Annotated in this window: 14 protein-coding genes; 9 read left to right on the top strand and 5 right to left on the bottom strand. The window is 63.1% G+C overall.

Features of this window, described 5'->3' with window-relative positions; genetic code table 11:
* The first annotated feature begins 118 nt into the window (after nt 1-118).
* On the top strand, nt 119-628 hold the full coding sequence (locus tag JIN84_RS14875; protein ID WP_200351831.1) for a glycine cleavage system transcriptional repressor: 510 nt from the start codon (nt 119-121) through the stop codon (nt 626-628).
* A gap of 69 nt (nt 629-697) precedes the next feature.
* Here JIN84_RS14875 and JIN84_RS14870 read toward each other — a convergent pair whose 3' ends face one another.
* Nucleotides 698-2,545 (bottom strand): SLC13 family permease, encoded by a 1,848-nt coding sequence (locus tag JIN84_RS14870; RefSeq protein WP_200351830.1) that lies wholly within the window; start codon nt 2,543-2,545, stop codon nt 698-700.
* 136 nt (nt 2,546-2,681) lie between these two features.
* Between JIN84_RS14870 and JIN84_RS14865 the strand changes: the two genes are divergently transcribed.
* Nucleotides 2,682-3,290: a RibD family protein gene (locus JIN84_RS14865; RefSeq protein ID WP_200351829.1), complete on the top strand. Its 609-nt coding sequence runs from the start codon at nt 2,682-2,684 to the stop codon at nt 3,288-3,290.
* 19 nt (nt 3,291-3,309) lie between these two features.
* On the opposite strand, the gene mnmM is transcribed toward JIN84_RS14865, so the two are convergent.
* The 3 genes from mnmM to JIN84_RS14850 form a co-directional block, all read right to left on the bottom strand.
* Nucleotides 3,310-3,897, bottom strand: coding sequence for a tRNA 5-(aminomethyl)-2-thiouridylate-methyltransferase MnmM (mnmM, locus tag JIN84_RS14860; protein WP_200351828.1), 588 nt, complete (start codon nt 3,895-3,897; stop codon nt 3,310-3,312).
* The gene (locus tag JIN84_RS14855; RefSeq protein ID WP_200351827.1) at nt 3,890-4,894 is read right to left on the bottom strand and encodes an NAD(P)/FAD-dependent oxidoreductase; all 1,005 of its coding nucleotides are present in this window, start codon (nt 4,892-4,894) and stop codon (nt 3,890-3,892) included. Before JIN84_RS14855 ends, mnmM begins: the two co-directional genes overlap by 8 nt.
* A 117-nt stretch (nt 4,895-5,011) precedes the next feature.
* The gene (locus JIN84_RS14850) at nt 5,012-6,046 is read right to left on the bottom strand and encodes a Gfo/Idh/MocA family protein (protein WP_200351826.1); all 1,035 of its coding nucleotides are present in this window, start codon (nt 6,044-6,046) and stop codon (nt 5,012-5,014) included.
* 104 nt (nt 6,047-6,150) lie between these two features.
* On the opposite strand from JIN84_RS14850, the gene JIN84_RS14845 reads away from it, so the two are divergent.
* From JIN84_RS14845 to JIN84_RS14830, 4 genes are all read left to right on the top strand, one after another.
* Nucleotides 6,151-7,287, top strand: coding sequence for a glycoside hydrolase family 76 protein (locus JIN84_RS14845; protein WP_200351825.1), 1,137 nt, complete (start codon nt 6,151-6,153; stop codon nt 7,285-7,287).
* A 156-nt stretch (nt 7,288-7,443) separates the two neighbouring features.
* Nucleotides 7,444-8,184, top strand: a complete 741-nt coding sequence (locus tag JIN84_RS14840) for a spermidine synthase (RefSeq protein WP_200351824.1) — start codon at nt 7,444-7,446, stop codon at nt 8,182-8,184.
* Nucleotides 8,185-8,189: 5 nt separating this feature from the next.
* Nucleotides 8,190-9,548 (top strand): class I SAM-dependent methyltransferase, encoded by a 1,359-nt coding sequence (locus tag JIN84_RS14835; RefSeq protein ID WP_200351823.1) that lies wholly within the window; start codon nt 8,190-8,192, stop codon nt 9,546-9,548.
* Between the two features lie 130 nt (nt 9,549-9,678).
* The gene (locus JIN84_RS14830) at nt 9,679-11,868 is read left to right on the top strand and encodes a hypothetical protein (RefSeq protein ID WP_200351822.1); all 2,190 of its coding nucleotides are present in this window, start codon (nt 9,679-9,681) and stop codon (nt 11,866-11,868) included.
* A 17-nt stretch (nt 11,869-11,885) separates the two neighbouring features.
* Here JIN84_RS14830 and JIN84_RS14825 read toward each other — a convergent pair whose 3' ends face one another.
* A complete protein-coding gene (locus JIN84_RS14825) occupies nt 11,886-13,103 on the bottom strand; it encodes an aminotransferase class V-fold PLP-dependent enzyme (RefSeq protein ID WP_200351821.1) in 1,218 nt (405 codons plus the stop codon).
* A gap of 59 nt (nt 13,104-13,162) precedes the next feature.
* On the opposite strand from JIN84_RS14825, the gene tatC reads away from it, so the two are divergent.
* The 3 genes from tatC to JIN84_RS14810 are packed head-to-tail and all read left to right on the top strand — an operon-like array spanning nt 13,163 to nt 16,815.
* Nucleotides 13,163-14,605: a twin-arginine translocase subunit TatC gene (tatC, locus tag JIN84_RS14820; RefSeq protein ID WP_200351820.1), complete on the top strand. Its 1,443-nt coding sequence runs from the start codon at nt 13,163-13,165 to the stop codon at nt 14,603-14,605.
* Nucleotides 14,606-14,626: 21 nt separating this feature from the next.
* Nucleotides 14,627-15,481, top strand: a complete 855-nt coding sequence (locus JIN84_RS14815; protein WP_200351819.1) for a hypothetical protein — start codon at nt 14,627-14,629, stop codon at nt 15,479-15,481.
* Between the two features lie 47 nt (nt 15,482-15,528).
* Nucleotides 15,529-16,815, top strand: a complete 1,287-nt coding sequence (locus JIN84_RS14810) for an ATP-dependent Clp protease proteolytic subunit (protein ID WP_200351818.1) — start codon at nt 15,529-15,531, stop codon at nt 16,813-16,815.
* The last annotated feature ends 97 nt before the right edge of the window (nt 16,816-16,912 follow it).

Below are 16,912 nucleotides of genomic sequence, written 5' to 3'. Positions count from 1 at the left end.
CGAGCGGGAGCCTGCCCCACTTTTTCCGACTTCACAAGGCGGCAGGCCGGAAATCGGATGGGTGCGGAAAGGCGCGAAAACGTCTCGCATTTCACGGTGGCTCTGCTTGTTTTCTGTCATGAAATCCTACCTCGTCATGACGGTGCTCGGCACCGACCGCCCCGGCCTCGTCAGTTCGCTCGCGGACACGGTGTCCGCCCACGGCGGAAACTGGCTGGAAAGCCGCATGGCCCGTCTGGCGGGACAGTTCGCCGGGATCGCACGCATCGAGTGCGATACGGCGTCCGTGGATGCCCTCATTTCCGAACTCCAGGCACCCGGGAATTCCGGCCTCACCATCCTCGCCGTGCGCGAGGAGGCGGAGGAAAGCGCCACCCGCCGCACCGTGGTGGTGGATGTGGTGGGGAACGACCGCCCGGGCATCGTGAAGGAGCTCTCCGCCGCCGTGGCGAGCGCGGGCGGGAACATCGAGGAACTCACCACCGGCCTGGAAAGCGCGCCGATGACCGGCCAGCCGATGTTCCGGGCGCATGGCATCGTTTCCATTCCAGAAGATACGGAGAGCGCCACGCTCATCGCCGCCATCGAGGGCCTGGGCGGGGATCTGACGGTGGATCTTTCGATCTGACAAGGGCTTCCTGGAGTGCCGCGTCGACGCCGCGCTCCGCGACCTTCGGTTTTGCGGTCCCCCGCCCCATCATTTGTGGAACGGCCAGATCCAAGGGATCAGCAGGCACGCGATGACCCAGCAGATGAGATTCAACGGAATGCCCACCCGCAGGAAATCCCGGAATTTATAGCCGCCGGGACCATAGACCATCATGTGCGTCTGGTAGCCCATCGGCAGCGCGAAGGCGGTGGAGGCGGCCACGGTGACAGCCATGACGAACGCCCACGGATTCACGTCGAGCTCGTGCGCCATTTTCACCACGATGGGCACCATCATGACCGCCGTCGCGTTGTTGGACAGCACTTCCGTGAGCAGCAGGGTCATCAGGAAAACCATCCAGAGCAGCGCCAGCGGCAGGTGCTCCGGGGAGATGAAACCCTTCGCGGTGTTCACCAGCGTCTCGGCCAGCCATTGCGCCGTGCCGGTGTTCTGCATCGCCATCCCCAGGCCCAGCAATCCGTATAGCATGATGAGAACCTGCCAGTCGATGCTGGCGTAGGCCTGGCGCGGCGTGAGCACCTTGAGCCAGAGCAACAGCAGCGCGCCGACCAGCGCGCAGAAATGGATCGGGATATCCGGCACCCAAGGATAGACGGGGTGCAGCAGGTCCGAAAGCGTCGCGACGAGCACCACGCCGATCAGGCTCGCCCAGGACAGGATGACGTGGCCGTTCGGTTTCGCGACCTCCCCGGCGGCGGGCTGGTCCTCCGGCGAGTCCGTCAGGATGAAATCCCGCGTCTCCTCCAGCGCGGCGAGGTTGTTCCGCGCGGTGATGACGAGCAGCGTGTCGCCGGGATCGAGCGGAAGGTCCGCGATCCGGTCGGTGATGTTCACCCCGTTCCGGTGCACCGCGAGCACCACACAGTTGTATTTCTGCCGGAAATCCGAACGCGCCAGCGTGATGCCGCCCAGCGAGGACTCGTCGCAGATGACCAGCTCGGACACGATGCCGTCGACCTGGGAAATCAACTGCGCGCCGATGCTGGCGAAGAACGCCTCCGGCTCGGCCGCCCGTCCGCCGCGGCGGTGGAGAGCCATCATGAAGCGGTCGTTTTTCTCCACCACGATCTTCGAAAGCGGCAGCATCACGCGCGTCCCCTTGCGGCGGACCTCCATGACGTGGATGCCGGTGGCACGGTCCGCCAGCGGTGTGTCGACGAGTTTTTTCCCGATCAGCCCGGAAGTCTCGGAAATGAGCACATGGTAGAGCGGCGTGGTCCGCATCTCGATCTCCATACTGCCGGTGATGGACGAGCGGTCAGGAATCAGCTTCGGCCCGAAGATGGCCAGATAACCCACGCCAGCGATGGCCAGCGGGATGCCCAGCGGCGCGAGCTCGAACATGCCCATCGTCGGCTCCCCCAGATCCCGCAGCGCGCCGTTCACCAGAATGTTCGTGGAGGTGCCGATGAGCGTGCAGCAGCCTCCGAGGATGGAGGCGTAGGAAAGCGGCATCAGCAGCTTGGAGGCAGCGATGTTCTTGGACCGGGCGAAACCGAGCGTCACCGGCAGCATGATGGCCACGATGGCGGTGTTGTTCATCCACGCGCTGAAGAATACGCTCAGCAGCGAGAACGAAAGGATCGCCCAGCGGACATTCCCCGAAAGCCGGTCCCGCAACAGACGCCCGATGTGGTCCACCGCGCCGGATTTCTCCAACGCGCCGCCGATGACGAACAGCGCGGCGATGGTGATGGGGGCCTCGTTCCTGAAGACATCCGTCATCTTCGACGCGTCCACCAGCCCCAGCGCCACCACCAGACAGAGGATAGAGAGCGCGATGACATCCGGTGCGGCCCACTCCCGGATGAAGGCGACGAGCGTGATGAGAATGACGATCAACGTCAGGATGATCGGGAGATCTGGAATGGACATATCAATGGGTTCCCCACGTGAGGTGCCGCTCCCATGACCGCGCGGTGGGATATTGGCAAGCACTGGATCAGAAGGCGGTGCTTGCATTCCCCGTGCGGAACGGGTGCCTTGGCGCATGGAAAAACCATGGATTTCCGTGAACTTCGCGATCTCTGCCGACGGAAAAATCTCCTCCACCGGCAAGCGCCCCAGCGGTTGGACGTCCCCTGCGGACCACACGCGCCTGCTCGCCCTGCGCTCCACGGCGGATGCCATCCTCGTCGGGAAGGGCACGCTTGTCGCGGACCGGATGACCATGACCGTCCCGGGAAAAACCGTGCAGCCGCTGCGCTGCATCGTCACCCGCGGCGGCTCGCTGGATCCCGATCTGCCGGTTTTCCAGAAACCGGGCGGAGCGATCCACCTCTGCGTCACCGGAGACCGAGCCGGGGAAATCCCGGGAGCGACCGCGCACCACACCACCCTGCCGGCATTCCTCGGCACCCTCGCCACGGACCTTGGAGTGAAACACCTCCACTGCGAGGGCGGCGGCGAACTGGTCCGCGCGCTGGCGGAGCTGGATGCCATCGACGAATTCCACCTCACCCTCGCCGGACACACGCTTTTCGGCGGGCTCTCAGCCCCCACCGTCACCGGCATTCCGTCGGAATTTCTTCCCAGGTCGCTGGATTTCGAGATCAACCACTTCGAGCCACGGGACGGAGAATGTTTCCTGAGCTACCGGCGGAAACCTTCGGAGGGATGAGCCGCGCTGGTTTTCAGACTCAACGCAACCTGACACCTCTTCCCCCCAACAACAAAAACGGCGCCGGCCTTCTCGTCCCCAGCGCGCCGTATCTCGCCACCCGCCACCCGTCCGCCGTCTTCCCGGCCATCCATTGTTCCACCGCCTTCGCCTCGACCGCTCCCGCCGGGTGGCCGGGATAACACACCACCGAGAGCACCCCGCCGGATTTCAACAACCGCGCCGCCGATTCCAGCGCCGCCAGTGTTTCATCCGCCTCCGTCGTCAGCGCGTGATCCTCACCCGGCAGGTAACCCAGATTGAACATCACCGCCGCCACCGATCCCGCCGCGGCACGCTCCTCCATCCGGCCATGGGATTCGTGGAAAAACGACACCCGTTCCGCCAGCCCGGCCCCGCCGAGCAACCGCCCCGCCGCCGCCAGCGCCGCCGCCTGCACATCGAACGCCAGCACCCGTCCGGACACACCGACGCACTCCGCCAGGAAAAGCGTGTCATGGCCGTTGCCCGCTGTCGCATCGATCACGAGGTCCCCCTCAAAAACCAGCGGACGCAACATCTCCTGCGCCAGCGCCGTCGGTCTTGGTGGGAACTGCGCGTCACTCATGCCCGTCAGACTGGGAGGAAAATTTCCTGAAGTCCACCTCCGGCTCGGGCTCCGTGCCATCCACCAGCCATGCCGCCAACCTCGCCGCCATCCCCGGCGCGTAGAGCGAGCCCTTCGACCCCAGCGCGTTGAACATCCATCCGCCATCCGCCATCGGGCCGATCAACGGCTGGCTGCGGCGCAGGATCGGCCGCACCCCCGCCTCGTGGCCGATGACCTCGAAAGCCCCGCCCCCGAGCCGGCCAGCGATCTCCTCCACCCGCGCCCGGCCCTTCGCCGTCGGCAGTTCGTCCAGTTCGTTCCACTCATACGTCGAGCCCGCCTTGAAAAGCCCTCCGCCCAACGGCACCAGCCAGCCCCCCGCGCCGATGCGGATTCGCGTCTCATCCCAGTCCTCCGCCCGCACCGTCAGGATCTCCCCCTTCGCACAACGCTGCGGCCCGTAGCCACCGCCCAGCAGCCCTGCCGCGCCCTCGCAACGGATCGTCCGGGGCGACGGAGCGTCCTTAAAATCCCCCGTCCGACAGCATCCCAGCTTCTCAAAAAAATCCCGCGATCCGTCCATGAACGCCCGCGTGTCCAGCCTGCCGCCGCCCCGCAGTTCAACCGCACCCGCCCAGCCATCCGGCGGTGCCACCTGACCAGCAACCCATGGAGCCACCTCCGGCGCATCCAGCTTCGAGACTATTTTCCGCCACTCCTTGTCATTCCCCGCCAACCGCAGCACCGGAAATGGATTCCACACCCGCCTCCCGATGCGCCCCTCCACCGCGGCATAAAACGCCAGCGCGTCCGGCAGGAACTCGGAGATCCGCCAGCTCGGTTCGAAATTCTTTCCCGTGACCGGATTCACCATCCCCGCCGCCACCCGTGAACTGCCGCCCTCGCCGCGATCGATGATGCGGAACTCCTCCCCCCTCTCCCACAACGCCCACGCCAGACAGGTTCCCGCAAGCCCCTGGCCGACGATCGTCCAGCTCGTTTCACCCGCACTCATGATACCATCCCTCCCGGGCTACCACAGACCATGCCGGAAACCTCCGCCATTCCCGACAATCTGGCAATGCTATCCTCCCCCACCCGCCCCCGGAAGATCCACAATTCTCCAAAAAAATCATGTCAGGAACCGCACCTCGCCACCAGCCGCCGCGCTTGCGTAAATCGCCTCGATCAGCTCCACCGCCTTCCTCGCCTCACCGGCGGAGGTGCTCGGTTCGCGGCCCTCGCGGATGGCGTTCACCACCTCTTCGAAGTTCCGCTGGTGCTGGTGGAACTGGATCGCCTTCGGGTCGTTGCCGCCCAGCGCGGCCTGGTTTCCGCGCATCAGGGTGGCGCGGATCTCCTCATCGTGTGGTTGCCCGTGTTTGAAATCCCACGCCTCGAAAGTTTCATCCGCCAGGAAGACCGAGCCCTCCGTGCCGCAGATCTGGACGCGGGCGGGGTGGCCGGCTTTCGACCACGAACAGGTGGAGCCCTCGATCACGCCGCGCGCCCCATTTTCGAATTCCAGCAACGCCACGGCCATGTCCTCCACCTCGATGCGCTCGTGCGCGAGGCACGCCGTGTTCGCCCGCACGGATTTCACCGGACCGGCGAGGTGCAGCAGCGCGTCGATGCTGTGGATGGCCTGGTTCATCAGCGCGCCGCCGCCATCGAGCTCCCAAGTCCCACGCCATTCGGCGGAGTCGTAGTAGGCCTGGTCGCGGAACCATTTCACATAACACGAGGCTGAGGTGATTTTCCCGAAACGGCCCGCGTCCGCCGCCGCCTTGAAGGCGGACATTGCCGGATTGAACCGACGGTTGAGGATCGCCGCCAGGGTCCTGCCGGCGTTCTTGGCGGCTGCGGACATTTCATCGATGCGGGCCGCCGTGATTTCCAGCGGCTTCTCGCAGACGACATGCTTGCCCGCCGCAAGCGCCGCCAGCGCCGGCTCGAAATGGGCGCCGGAAGGCGTGGCGATGGTGACGATCTCCAACTCGGGATCCGACAGGAACTCCGCGAGATCCGAATACGACCTCACCCCGTAGTCCGCCGCATTTTGCGGATTCCGCTGGAAAACCGAGTGCAGCGTGCCGCCGTCCATCGCCCGGATGGCCTCCGCGTGAAAACGTCCGATGCTCCCGGTGCCGATGATGCCGAAGTTCATGCCCGCGAGTCTGGCGGTGCGGAATTTTCCGGAAAGCGAAAAAAGCCGGGCAAGGGGAATTGACAGGACGGGGCCGACCAGCGCGTGTTCTGACGCAGCAACCCATGAAAAACCTCCACACACGCCGCCACCTGCTGAAGACCATGGGCTCGGGCATCCTTGCCTGCGGACTGTCCGGCAGGAGCTGGGGGCAGTCGGCGGAATCCGGCGTTTACGGCAAGCGGGCGGCGGAGGTGATGGCCCACACCCACGAAAATTTCTGGCTGAAAAAGCGCGATCTCTACAAGGGCGCGATCGACAAGGACGATCCGGACTTCATCTGGGGCGGCGGCGTCATGTTCTCCGCGGTGGTGGCCGCCACCCGCCATGATCCGAAATACAAATCCATCATGCGGAAATATTTCGAAGGCATGGAGGTTTACTGGGACACCAAGGTGAAGATCCCCGGCTACGAACCTTCCCCCACCGCCGGAGGCGGGAATGACAAGTATTACGATGACAACGCCTGGATGGTCATCATGTTCCTCGAGGCCTACGAGATGAGCGGGGAATCCCGCTACCTCAAACGCGCCACCGAAGTGCTCGAGTTCGTGATGAGCGGCTGGGACGAAGTCGGCGGCGGCGGCATCTGGTGGCATGAAAAACACACCGGCGACTCCAAGAACACCTGCGTGAACGCCCCGGCCGCCGTCGGTTGTTTCCGGCTCTCGAAATTCTGCGAGCCCAAGGAGGCCCCGAAATACATCGCGGACGGCGGCAAGATCGTAAAATGGACCACCAAGACGCTGCGTGGGGGCAACAGCCTGTTCGGCGACGCGATCAACGTCGTCACCGGCCAGGTGAACGGCGGCCAGCTCACCTACAACAGCGCGATGATGCTCCGCGCCTACACCTGCCTCTATTCCCTCACCGGCGAGGACATCTACCTGGACGAGGCGAAGAAGATGGGGGTCGCCGCCAAGGCCTTCACCGACAGCAAGACCGGCCAATACCGGGACTCCATCAAGTGGTCCCACCTCATGGTCGAGGCGGATCTGGAACTCTACCGCTGGACGAAGGAGGACTACCTCCTGAAACGCGCGAAGACCGACTGCGACTTCCACTACGAGGCTTGGAAAAAGGAACCCGCCAAGGACCTCATCACCAACGGCGGCCTCGCCCGCCAGTTGTGGCTCATGGCGGACATGGAAACCGCCGCCGGAAGGGATTTCTGGAAAAAGTCCGACAAGCTGAGGCGGTGAGGCATGTAGCCTGCCCCTTCGGCGTGTCTTCCGTGCGTACCCTGACCCGATCTGCTTTCACGGATTTTCCCACCTTTTTTGCGGCTGGAAAAGAATCCCCCCGCCCATCCCTGAAATCCTCGACTCCCCCGCGAACCCGCCGCAACATCCCTGCCGATGCGTCGCGTGGAAACCGTTCATACCCAATTCCAGTCCCTTGAGGTTTGGAAATCGGATGTGGCGACGGAGTTCCGCGTGGCCGGTGCCATCCATGCCTGGCACCACAGCAGGCGTTTCCTCACGGGACTCGCGTGGGACCTCATCGCCGCCTCCGTGCTGCTCCGCAAGGACGGGCCACCGCGCTCCATCCTCATGCTGGGCCTGGCAGGCGGCACCGCCTACCGCGTGCTGCGCCACCTGCTGCCGGATTGCCAGCTGACGGCCATCGACATCGACGGCGAGATCGTTTCCCTCGCGCGGCGGCACATGGACCTGGACGAACTCGGTATCGAGATCCACACGGCGGACGCCTATGAATGGCTGGCGAAAAACCAGCGGCGGTTCGACGTCGTGTTCGACGACATCTACCTGGCCGGCAAAACCGACGTCTTCCGCCCGCGCGCGTGGAATTCCGAACTGATGGACCACCTGCGCCGCGCCGTGGCACCGGGCGGCCTGCTGGCGGTGAACCTCGTGGTCGGCCCCGGCCACCGGACCATGCAATCGCTCACACGGAAAATCCTGCGCGGTTCATTTCCCACCGTCAGGAGCCTGACCACCCTGCAGAGCATGAACGAGGTGCTCGTCGCCGGTGATGCCGTGGCCACCGGACCCCGCTTGGAAAGCCATGGGGAAATGTTCCATGATTGGCGCGACCGGATGTACTGGGACCGCATCAAGGTCCGCCGGATTTCCTGAAAAACATGTCGGACGTCATTCACCAACTTTACCAGGAACAGGTTTATCCGCCGATGAGCCATCCCCTCTCGGATCCCGCGATGTCCGCGGTGGCCGCCCGCATCGGCGGGCTGGACGTGAAGCATCCGCGCGGTGCCAGGATTCTGGAAATCGGCTGTTGCTCGGGACACAACCTCATCCCGCTGGCGATGCGCTGGCCGGAGAGCGACTTCATCGGAATCGATCTGGCCGAACGCTCGATCGACGAGGCTAACGAACGCGCGGTCGCCGCCGGGGTGACGAACGTGGTGTTCCACGCGGCGGACCTGACCACCTACGAACCGGAGGGTGGTCCGTTCGATTTCATCATCGCGCACGGATTTTTCTCATGGGTGCCGGATGCGGTGAAGGCCGCCCTGCTCGTCTTCTGCCGCAGGCACCTCGCGCCCTCGGGCATCGCGACCGTGAGCTTCAATCTGGAAAGCGGTTGGAAACCCCGCAGGCCGGTGATCGCGAAGGTCCGCGCCATCCAACAGGCGGGCGGCGGGGATCTGGTTTCCTGCCTTCTCCTGTTGAAGGAACTCACCCCCGCGGGTAATCCGGAAGCCGCCATCATCGACGACATGCTGGCCAAGGGACCGGCGATCCTCGCCTTCGACGACTTCGGCCCGGTGAACGACGCCTGGCCGCTCGACCGCTTCGCCCAAGCCGCCGCGAATGCCGGGCTGCGCTGGCTCGGGGAAACCGATCCCGGTGGCAATATCCCGTCCAACCTCGGCGCGGAAACCCTCGCGAAGCTGGAGGCCCGCGCGACCGATCCGCTCGATTTCCAAATGGCGGTGGACGAGGCGGCGGGCAGGACGTTCCGCTCCGGCGTGCTCTGCCGGGAGGACGCACCCATCGCCCCGCGCGTGCCGTCCGGCCTCATGCTGGATCTGGCGGTCCGCGCCAGCCACCCGCCGGACGATCCGGAGGAGATCGAACTTTTCCAAGTGATCGATTCATTCGCCCCCGCCTGCGTGGAAATGGAAGAGGTGCTGCATTGCCTGCCCGGGCGCGATGGGAAGTGGATCGCCCGGCAGCTTTTCACCGGCATCACCCGAGGATGGGTGAGCCCTCGAATCGAGTCCCTGCACTACGATCCCGAGCCACCCGCATTCCCCGGACTCGACGCCTTCCGCCTGCTTTGCGCGCGGAACCACCTGCCGCTCGTGGACGCATGGCACAAACCCTGCGCGTTTCCCACCGCGCACTACCAGGTCCTGGCAGCCATGGACGGCGGCCGCAGCATCGAGGAACTCGCCGCATTTTCGAAAACCCGTTGCCCGGAACTCGCGTTCGCCCCCTGGCTCAGCCACCTCGCCCGGCGCGGCATGTTCGCCTGAGAAGCGGAGCCTTATGGAGCGCGGTGACGGAAGGTTGAACAGGATTTGCGATTGTCAGCCGCCGGTCCGGGTGTTTTGTTAGATCATGTGCGGCATGGCTCCCATGCCCTCCGCCGCTCCATTGATCCACATGAAACATCTCTTTCTCCTCCGGGCCGCTTTCACTATCGCGATGGCGGCCGGCTTCCCCGCCCATGCAGCCCTGGAAAACCGGGTGGAATCCCTCGGCCCGCTCAAGCGTTACGATCCCAATGCCCAAGCTCCGGAATTTCTCACGAAAATCCACGGAGACCCCCGTCTCGGCCTACCGGCCGGCGTCGGTGAGCAGGTCCAGAGGCTGTCCGACCAAATCTGGTATGTGGAAACCGAACGACGCATCACGCGGATGACACCGAACTACCCCACCGGCCAGGTGATGACGAACGAAGTCATCGAAGCAGGCACGGAATGGTCGGTCTCTCCGGATGGCAGGCTGCTGTTCGCCTGCCGCCTCTCCGAACAATCCGCCTTCATCGGCGAGTGCTTTGATCTGGCAACCGGTGAGCCGAAGTGGGCCTTCGAAAAAAGAATGGGGATCATCGACGTCCGTTTCACCCCTGATGGCAGCCAGGTGGTCATTCTTCACAATCTGCCCGGCACGCCGGCGGTCATCCCACCCCCAACCGACAACGACCCCGAAAGCCTCGAAAAATACCACGAACGGCTGCGGGAATCGACCCCTTCCAGACCGGCTGCGGTATCGTGGTATGATGCGGAATCGGGAGAACTGGTCCGTCGCGTCGATCTTCCCGGCAATGGTTCCGGCACAGAAGGGGCGGTGAGCGATCACCTCGCGTTTTCAGGCGACCGCTTGTACGTCACACGTCCTTGCGACAAATCTCCCAATGAGTGCCTCGTCATCAAGGCCGGAGCGGAGACGGCGGAAAAAATCGATGTGGGCCCGGTGGCTGAGGAAAAACAAGCCTGCGTCTGGACCGGAGGCGTCCGCAACGAGTTCGTGGTCTTCCACAACGGCTATCACGCGGTGCTTTTCCGACAGGAAACGGATGGCGCCCTGACCAGGCTCAATGAATTGAAACTCGAAACCTCTCCCTCGGGCAGGGACTACAAATGGACAGCCCGGTTCACCCCGGACGGAAAGAAGCTCGTCCTTTCGAGCTGTATCCGGACCATCCATCTCCCCACCGCCGGACCGGCAGGAGAGCGCCGGGTGGAATACACGGGTGGTTCGCATCTTGCGGATTTTTCTGAAAACGGCGCTTTTTTCGTCACTTTCGACAACGGAGGCGGGAGGGTCCGCAATTCCTCATCGTGGGAGACGATGGTGGCCTTCGAAACAAAGCTGCGTCCGCCCCACTGTTGCCCGGTCACCGAGGCCGGATTTTCCATCACCGGCAACTACATCATTTCCAGCGATGAAAGCCGCCTCCTGCTGTGGTCGAAGGAAGGTGAGCAGATCGCCGAGCTCTCGTCCCCGGCAAGTGATGACGGCCTGGAAGTACGGATGCAGTCGCCCGTCATCGTGGAGGAAAAGGCGAAGGTTTACGCCGCGGACGGACATCATTTCCTCATGTGGGATCTCAAGGGCATCCGCGGCAGGGTCTCCCGCAAGCCGGACAACATTCCCCGGGTGAAGGGCCAGATCGTCTTCAAGGAGGACGGGCGGAACAACAAGGAACCGATGGTCATGAACATCCGGATCGATCCGAAGGGCGAAAACATCATCACCGCGACATGCTGTGTCGTCCGCTACCGGCCGCTCGATAATTCGGATCCCGTCAATGTGCGGGTTCCCGGCGACATCAACATGAACCCGCGCACCTTCATGACCGGCACGACCCCTTTCTCGGTCTTCGTCAGGGCCGCTTCGGGTTTCTACAGTCTGGATCTGACGGGCAGGAAAGACTCCGAGAAACTCGGATCGGACATCATTGCGGCGGATTCGACCGGCGACCGGTTGTTCGGCATCCCGTTCGGCGCGAATCCCCGCATGATCTGGACCCTTCCAGCAGGCAACAGGGCGGGAGGCGCGGCGAAAGGCACTCTCTTGGCAACCCTGCCGGGCAACTGGGAACTGCAGGCCACGGGCGCGCTCCTCAGCTCCGACGAACGATGGATCGTCGCCATTCCCACCATCCGCGGCAAAGGCTCCGTCATCGCCGTAATGGCCGTATCCTCGCAGAAACCCTTCCAATCCATCTCCGTACCTTGGACCGCCACATCGCTGTCCTTGTCGGAAGATGGCAAAAGCCTGCTGGTGGGTTCCTCGAACCGCGCCGTTTACTCCTTCGATTTCCAAAAAATGACCGCGAAACCGTGATGCGCCGGACCACCTGCCTAACGGAGCATCGCCACGGAGCGGCCCACCGCCTCCGCCAGGGCTTCCACGTCCTTATCGGTGTTGTAGACCGCGAATGACGCACGCACGGTACCGGTGATGCCGAAGCGGGCCATCAGCGGCTGGCAGCAATGGTGGCCCGTTCTCACCGCGACGCCCATCTGGTCCATCAGGGTCCCGAGGTCGTACTGGTGCACCCCTTCCACATTGAAGGAAAGCGCTCCCGCACGGTCATCCGGCCCGTAGAACCGGATGCCGGGAATACTGGAAAGCGCGTCGGCGGCGGAGCGGATCAGCTCGCGCTCGTGTTTCTGAATGGCGCTCAGGCCCGTTCCATTGAGGAAATCCAACGCGGCGGCGAGGGCGATGGCACCCTCGATGTTCGGCGTGCCCGCCTCGAACTTGAAGGGAAGCTCGTTGTAGCTCGTTTTTTCAAAAGTGACCTCCTTGATCATTTCCCCACCCCCGCGCCATGGTGGCAGGGAGTTCAGGACATCGGCCCGCCCCCACAGCACGCCGATGCCGGTAGGCGCGTAAACCTTGTGGCCGGAGAGCGCGAGGAAGTCGATGCCGAGGGCCTGCACGTTGATGTGCATGTGCGCGGTCGCCTGCGCCGCGTCGATGAGCACCAGCGCGCCGGCATTTTTCGCAGCGGCGGTCATCTCCGCGATGGGATTGACCGTGCCGAAGGAGTTGGAGATCCAGGTCAGCGAGAGAATCCTGGTGCGCTCGTTGAGCAGCGCGAGGAACGCTTCCTGATCGAGCGAGCCGTCCTCATGGCAGGGGATGATTTTCAGGACACCGCCGGTCCGCTCGCAAAGCATCTGCCATGGCACGATGTTCGAGTGATGCTCCAGGGTGGAAATGAGGATCTCATCCCCGGGCCGGATGCGGCCGGACAGCGCGAGCACGTTCGCCACCAGATTGATGCCATCCGTGGTGCCGGAGGTGAAGATCACCTCGTCCGGAGTGGCCGCGTTCAAATGACCGGCCACCGTCTGGCGCGCCTTTTCGAACGCCTCGGTCGCCAGCCGCGCGAGGTAGTGCGTGCCGCGGTGGATGTTCGAATTCACCGCCTCATAGTAGTGGCGCGAAGCCAGCAGGACCGCCATCGGCTTTTGCGTGGTGGCCGCGTTGTCCAGGTAAACGAGGCGGCGGCCCTGGATCGTTTGATCGAGGATCGGAAAGTCGGAGATCAGGGAATCGAGCTGGAACATGGCGAATTTTCCCACCGGAGGGGTGTGCCGGAGTTTGGAACAGCCGCCGCTCCGCCGCAATGCCCGAATTATCTGCCCTTGCGGTAAGGGGATTGCGAGGCTTGAATCCCGCCCCCACAAGCATGTACCTGCTGAAAAAAGCCATCCAACTCCGGGAGAACTCCCATCCGGATCACGAAAAGCCGTTTCTCGAGCACCTGGAGGACCTGCGCGTGATGGTCACCAAGATGGTGGTGACGCTGGTGATCGCCATGGTCGCGTGTTTCGCCTACAATCCCCAACTCATGGAATTCTTCCGCCTGCCGGTGGAGGAGGTCCGGACGATCCAGATCCAGGAGACGCTGCCGACGGACGCCCCCCACCTCCTCACGGTGGACAAATGGACGGACGCGCGGAAGGTCGAGAACGTGGCTCTCTCCCTCACTCCGGAGCAACGGGAGGTTTTCTACCAGTCACTGCCGGAGAAGGACCTCGTTTTCCATGCGAAGTCGGTGAGCATCCTGCGGGCGGCGATGTTTCTGCCGGAGGACAAACAAGCGGATTTCGTAAAAGGCCTGGGGGAAAGCGACGATATGAAAAAGCAGGTCACCGCCCTGCTTCAAACCAAACCGAAGACCGACGGCGACATCGAGGGGAACCTGAAGATGCTGTCATCGCTGAAGCCTACCGAAGGCTTCATGCTCTCCATGAAGATCTCGTTCTTCGCCGGCATCGTGGTTTCCTTCCCGCTGTTGCTCTGGTTCCTCCTCCAGTTCGTGCTGCCGGGCCTGCACAGCCATGAGAAGCGTGTGATGTGGCCCGCCATGGCGGTGGGCTTCGGACTGTTTCTCGCGGGCGCGGTTTTCGCCTACTACATGGTCCTGCCCCGCGCCTTGCTGTTCTTCGCGCAATGGAGCAAGGACATGGGAATCTCCAATGACTGGCGCATCACGGAGTACATCGACTTCGCCATGCAGTTCACCCTGTTGTTCGGCCTGTCTTTCGAACTGCCGGTGGTGGTGATGGTGTTCGTGAAACTCGGTCTGCTGAGTTATGAAACCATGTCGAGAACCCGCAGCTACGCCATCGTCGGCATCTTCGTGGCCGCCGCGGTGCTCACACCGACGCCGGATGCCTTCACACTGATGCTCATGGCCCTGCCCATGATCGTGCTCTACGAAATCTGCATCTGGCTCGCCTATTTCGACCGCAGGAAAAACCGCCTGCTGGAGGAACAGGAAGCCCGCGAGCGCGTCGAGCGCCAGCTTCTCCGCGAGCAAGAACTGCGTGCCGAGGAAGAGGAATACGCCGCGAAAAACGATACGTTCCATGACGAATCCGCCCGTCACGACGAGACCCCGCCTCACGACGGTCATGAGGCCCAGGTCGAGGCCGGTGACGATGGCTGGCAAGAGGAATACCCGCAGCAGGACCACCACACCAGCGACGAGCTGCCGGACATCGACGACAAACCGCCGCACGACATTCCGGAAGACGGCGAACGCCGCCGCATGGATCCTTGAAACCGCCTCCACCTATTTCTGATGAACGATTCCAAAGTCATTAAAGACGACAGCGCCCGCTCACCCTTCGCCGGGTGTTTTATCTTCATCGCCGCCATGCTGGTGATGGTGTTCCTCATCGGTTTCTCGGTGCTGACTCTTTTCCGGCAGTTCAACGAGATCGCCAAATTCACCGGAGAACAGCCCGTGCCCATCGAAATCACCTCGTTGGAAAACCGGGAGGCGGAGATCAACGCGCTCTCGGAACGTGTGGAACATTTCCGCCAGCAGCTCGACGGCACGGAGGAAACGTCCCTCGCCCTCTCGGCGGACGACCTCAACCTCGCCATCGCGGCTTACGAACCCTTCAAGGAACTGAGGGGAACCTTCCGCGTCACCAGCATCGACGACAAAAACATCAACGCCACGATTTCCTTCCCGCTCAATGGCAAGCCGCGCCTCACCCGCGAGGGCGAGAGCGGCACCATCACCTCCGACTCGCGCTACCTGAACGGCACCATGGTCGCCGCGCCCCACCTGCTGAAACGCGAGATCGTGCTCTCGCTCGACCGCATCGAGGTCCCCGGGAAAAAAGTGGCGCCGGAGTTCACGAACCAGATGTCGCCCTACCGCATCACCGAGCGCTACCTGAAGGACCCGCTCATCGGCCCGGCGATGGCGAAGCTCACACGGGTGGAGCTGTCCGGTGGCAGGGTGATGCTCATCCGCAAGCCGGGTGAAAACCCCGTCGACCTGATCACCAACGACCAGGTGGACTCCGCGAGCGGCCGACTTTTCAAGACACTTGGCATCGCGGCAGCTTGCTTCCTGGCGTTTGCCGGGATCATCGTGCTCATCGGAGTCCGTGCGAAAGCACGAAAAGCTCGAAATCCGTAGAGTTTCCGAAACAAAGGCAGGCTCCAGAAACGTTTTAGTCCAGAACCATGAAAAACCAGTCTACCCGCTCCGCCCTGCTCGGCCTCGCCCTCACGACTTGGCTGCCAGCCCAGACTCCCGCCCTAGCGATCGCACCGGCTCCGGCCCCTCCGCCACCCGCATCCGCCACTCCACCCGCACCCACTCCTCCTCCTGCCGAGGAAAAGGACCCCGCGCTGGAGGCGAAAAAGAAGGAACAGGAAGCCCTCGCCATCGACAACAAGTTGGAAGCCGAACGCCTCACCAACGCCACCAACGCCCTCCGCGCCGAGGTCACCAAATTGAAGGCGGAGCGCGAACTCATGGCGGAAAAGCAGGCCATGGAAGCCGCCAAGCGCCAGGTTTCCCTCCAAACCGAACTGGCCAAGGTGCAGGCCGAGAAGGAAAAGATCGCCAGCGAGGGCGAACTCTCTAAGGCCCGTGCGGAAAAGCTCACCAACGACCTCAAGTCCCTGCAAACCGAGTCCGCGCTTGAAATCACCCGGCTGCAGAACGACATCGCCCGCATCGAGACCTCGGACAAGCGCTCGAAGTTCGCCGACTCCAAACCGGTTTTCCTCAAGACCCCTCTCAAGGAAAACGGCATCGTCGTCGTCTCGGACCGCCGCATCCCGCTCAACGGACTCATCACGAACAATACGGCGGATTTCATCACCAGCCGCATCCAGTATTGGAACAACAAGGACCGCGAACTGCCGATCTTCATCGTCATCGACTCCAGCCCCGGCGGCTCCGTCATGGCCGGCTACCGCATCCTCAAGGCGATGGAATCCAGCGACGCGCCCGTCCACGTCGTCGTGAAATCCTTCGCCGCCTCCATGGCCGCCTGCATCACCACGCTCGCCAAGGAATCCTACTGCTACCCGAACGCGGTGATCCTCCACCACCAGATCAGCTCGACGGTCTTCGGCCAGCTCAACCTCACCCAGCAACGTGAGTTCCATGAGGAAAGCCAGCGCTGGTGGGTCCGCCTCGGCACCCCCGTCGCTAACAAGATGGGCATCACCACCGACGAGTTCATCAAGCGGATGTATTCCCATTCCTCAAACGGGGACTGGAGCGAATTCGGCGAGCAGGCGAAGGATCTGAAATGGGTCAACCACATCGTCACCGGCATCGACGAAACCTCCTTCACCAAGGATCCGGACACCGTGGATGCCCCCGCCGGAGCGAGAGCGGCCGTGGCAAAGGAAGAAGTGGACGCGTCTGGCAGACCTTTCCAATGGCTGCCGCGGATCGAGCCGCTGGATGTCTATTTCATCCACAATTCCGACGGCTACTACCGCACCCACTGACCGGACGCCGGCCATCTCATGAATCCTCCAGCCCGCCCGGTCCGATGACCCGGCGGGCTTTTTCCCGCCTGACATCAGAAGCTGAACCGGTGGTCCG

Origin of the sequence: Luteolibacter yonseiensis, assembly GCF_016595465.1 — a bacterium.
Taxonomy (GTDB): Bacteria; Verrucomicrobiota; Verrucomicrobiia; order Verrucomicrobiales; family Akkermansiaceae; genus Luteolibacter; species Luteolibacter yonseiensis.
Note: the sequence above shows the minus strand (reverse complement) of the source record. Positions and strands in the feature narration are given on the sequence as shown.

Bases quoted from the DNA above. Each gene is read 5' to 3' on its own strand.
- tatC (WP_200351820.1), top strand. From the start codon at position 13,163: ATGCCCGAATTATCTGCCCTTGCGGTAAGGGGATTGCGAGGCTTGAAT.
- JIN84_RS14875 (WP_200351831.1), top strand. From the start codon at position 119: ATGAAATCCTACCTCGTCATGACGGTGCTCGGCACCGACCGCCCCGGC.
- JIN84_RS14855 (WP_200351827.1), bottom strand. From the start codon at position 4,894: ATGAGTGCGGGTGAAACGAGCTGGACGATCGTCGGCCAGGGGCTTGCG.
- JIN84_RS14850 (WP_200351826.1), bottom strand. From the start codon at position 6,046: ATGAACTTCGGCATCATCGGCACCGGGAGCATCGGACGTTTTCACGCG.
- JIN84_RS14845 (WP_200351825.1), top strand. From the start codon at position 6,151: ATGAAAAACCTCCACACACGCCGCCACCTGCTGAAGACCATGGGCTCG.
- JIN84_RS14835 (WP_200351823.1), top strand. From the start codon at position 8,190: ATGTCGGACGTCATTCACCAACTTTACCAGGAACAGGTTTATCCGCCG.
- JIN84_RS14840 (WP_200351824.1), top strand. From the start codon at position 7,444: ATGCGTCGCGTGGAAACCGTTCATACCCAATTCCAGTCCCTTGAGGTT.
- JIN84_RS14815 (WP_200351819.1), top strand. From the start codon at position 14,627: ATGAACGATTCCAAAGTCATTAAAGACGACAGCGCCCGCTCACCCTTC.
- JIN84_RS14830 (WP_200351822.1), top strand. From the start codon at position 9,679: ATGAAACATCTCTTTCTCCTCCGGGCCGCTTTCACTATCGCGATGGCG.
- JIN84_RS14810 (WP_200351818.1), top strand. From the start codon at position 15,529: ATGAAAAACCAGTCTACCCGCTCCGCCCTGCTCGGCCTCGCCCTCACG.
- JIN84_RS14870 (WP_200351830.1), bottom strand. From the start codon at position 2,545: ATGTCCATTCCAGATCTCCCGATCATCCTGACGTTGATCGTCATTCTC.
- mnmM (WP_200351828.1), bottom strand. From the start codon at position 3,897: ATGAGTGACGCGCAGTTCCCACCAAGACCGACGGCGCTGGCGCAGGAG.
- JIN84_RS14825 (WP_200351821.1), bottom strand. From the start codon at position 13,103: ATGTTCCAGCTCGATTCCCTGATCTCCGACTTTCCGATCCTCGATCAA.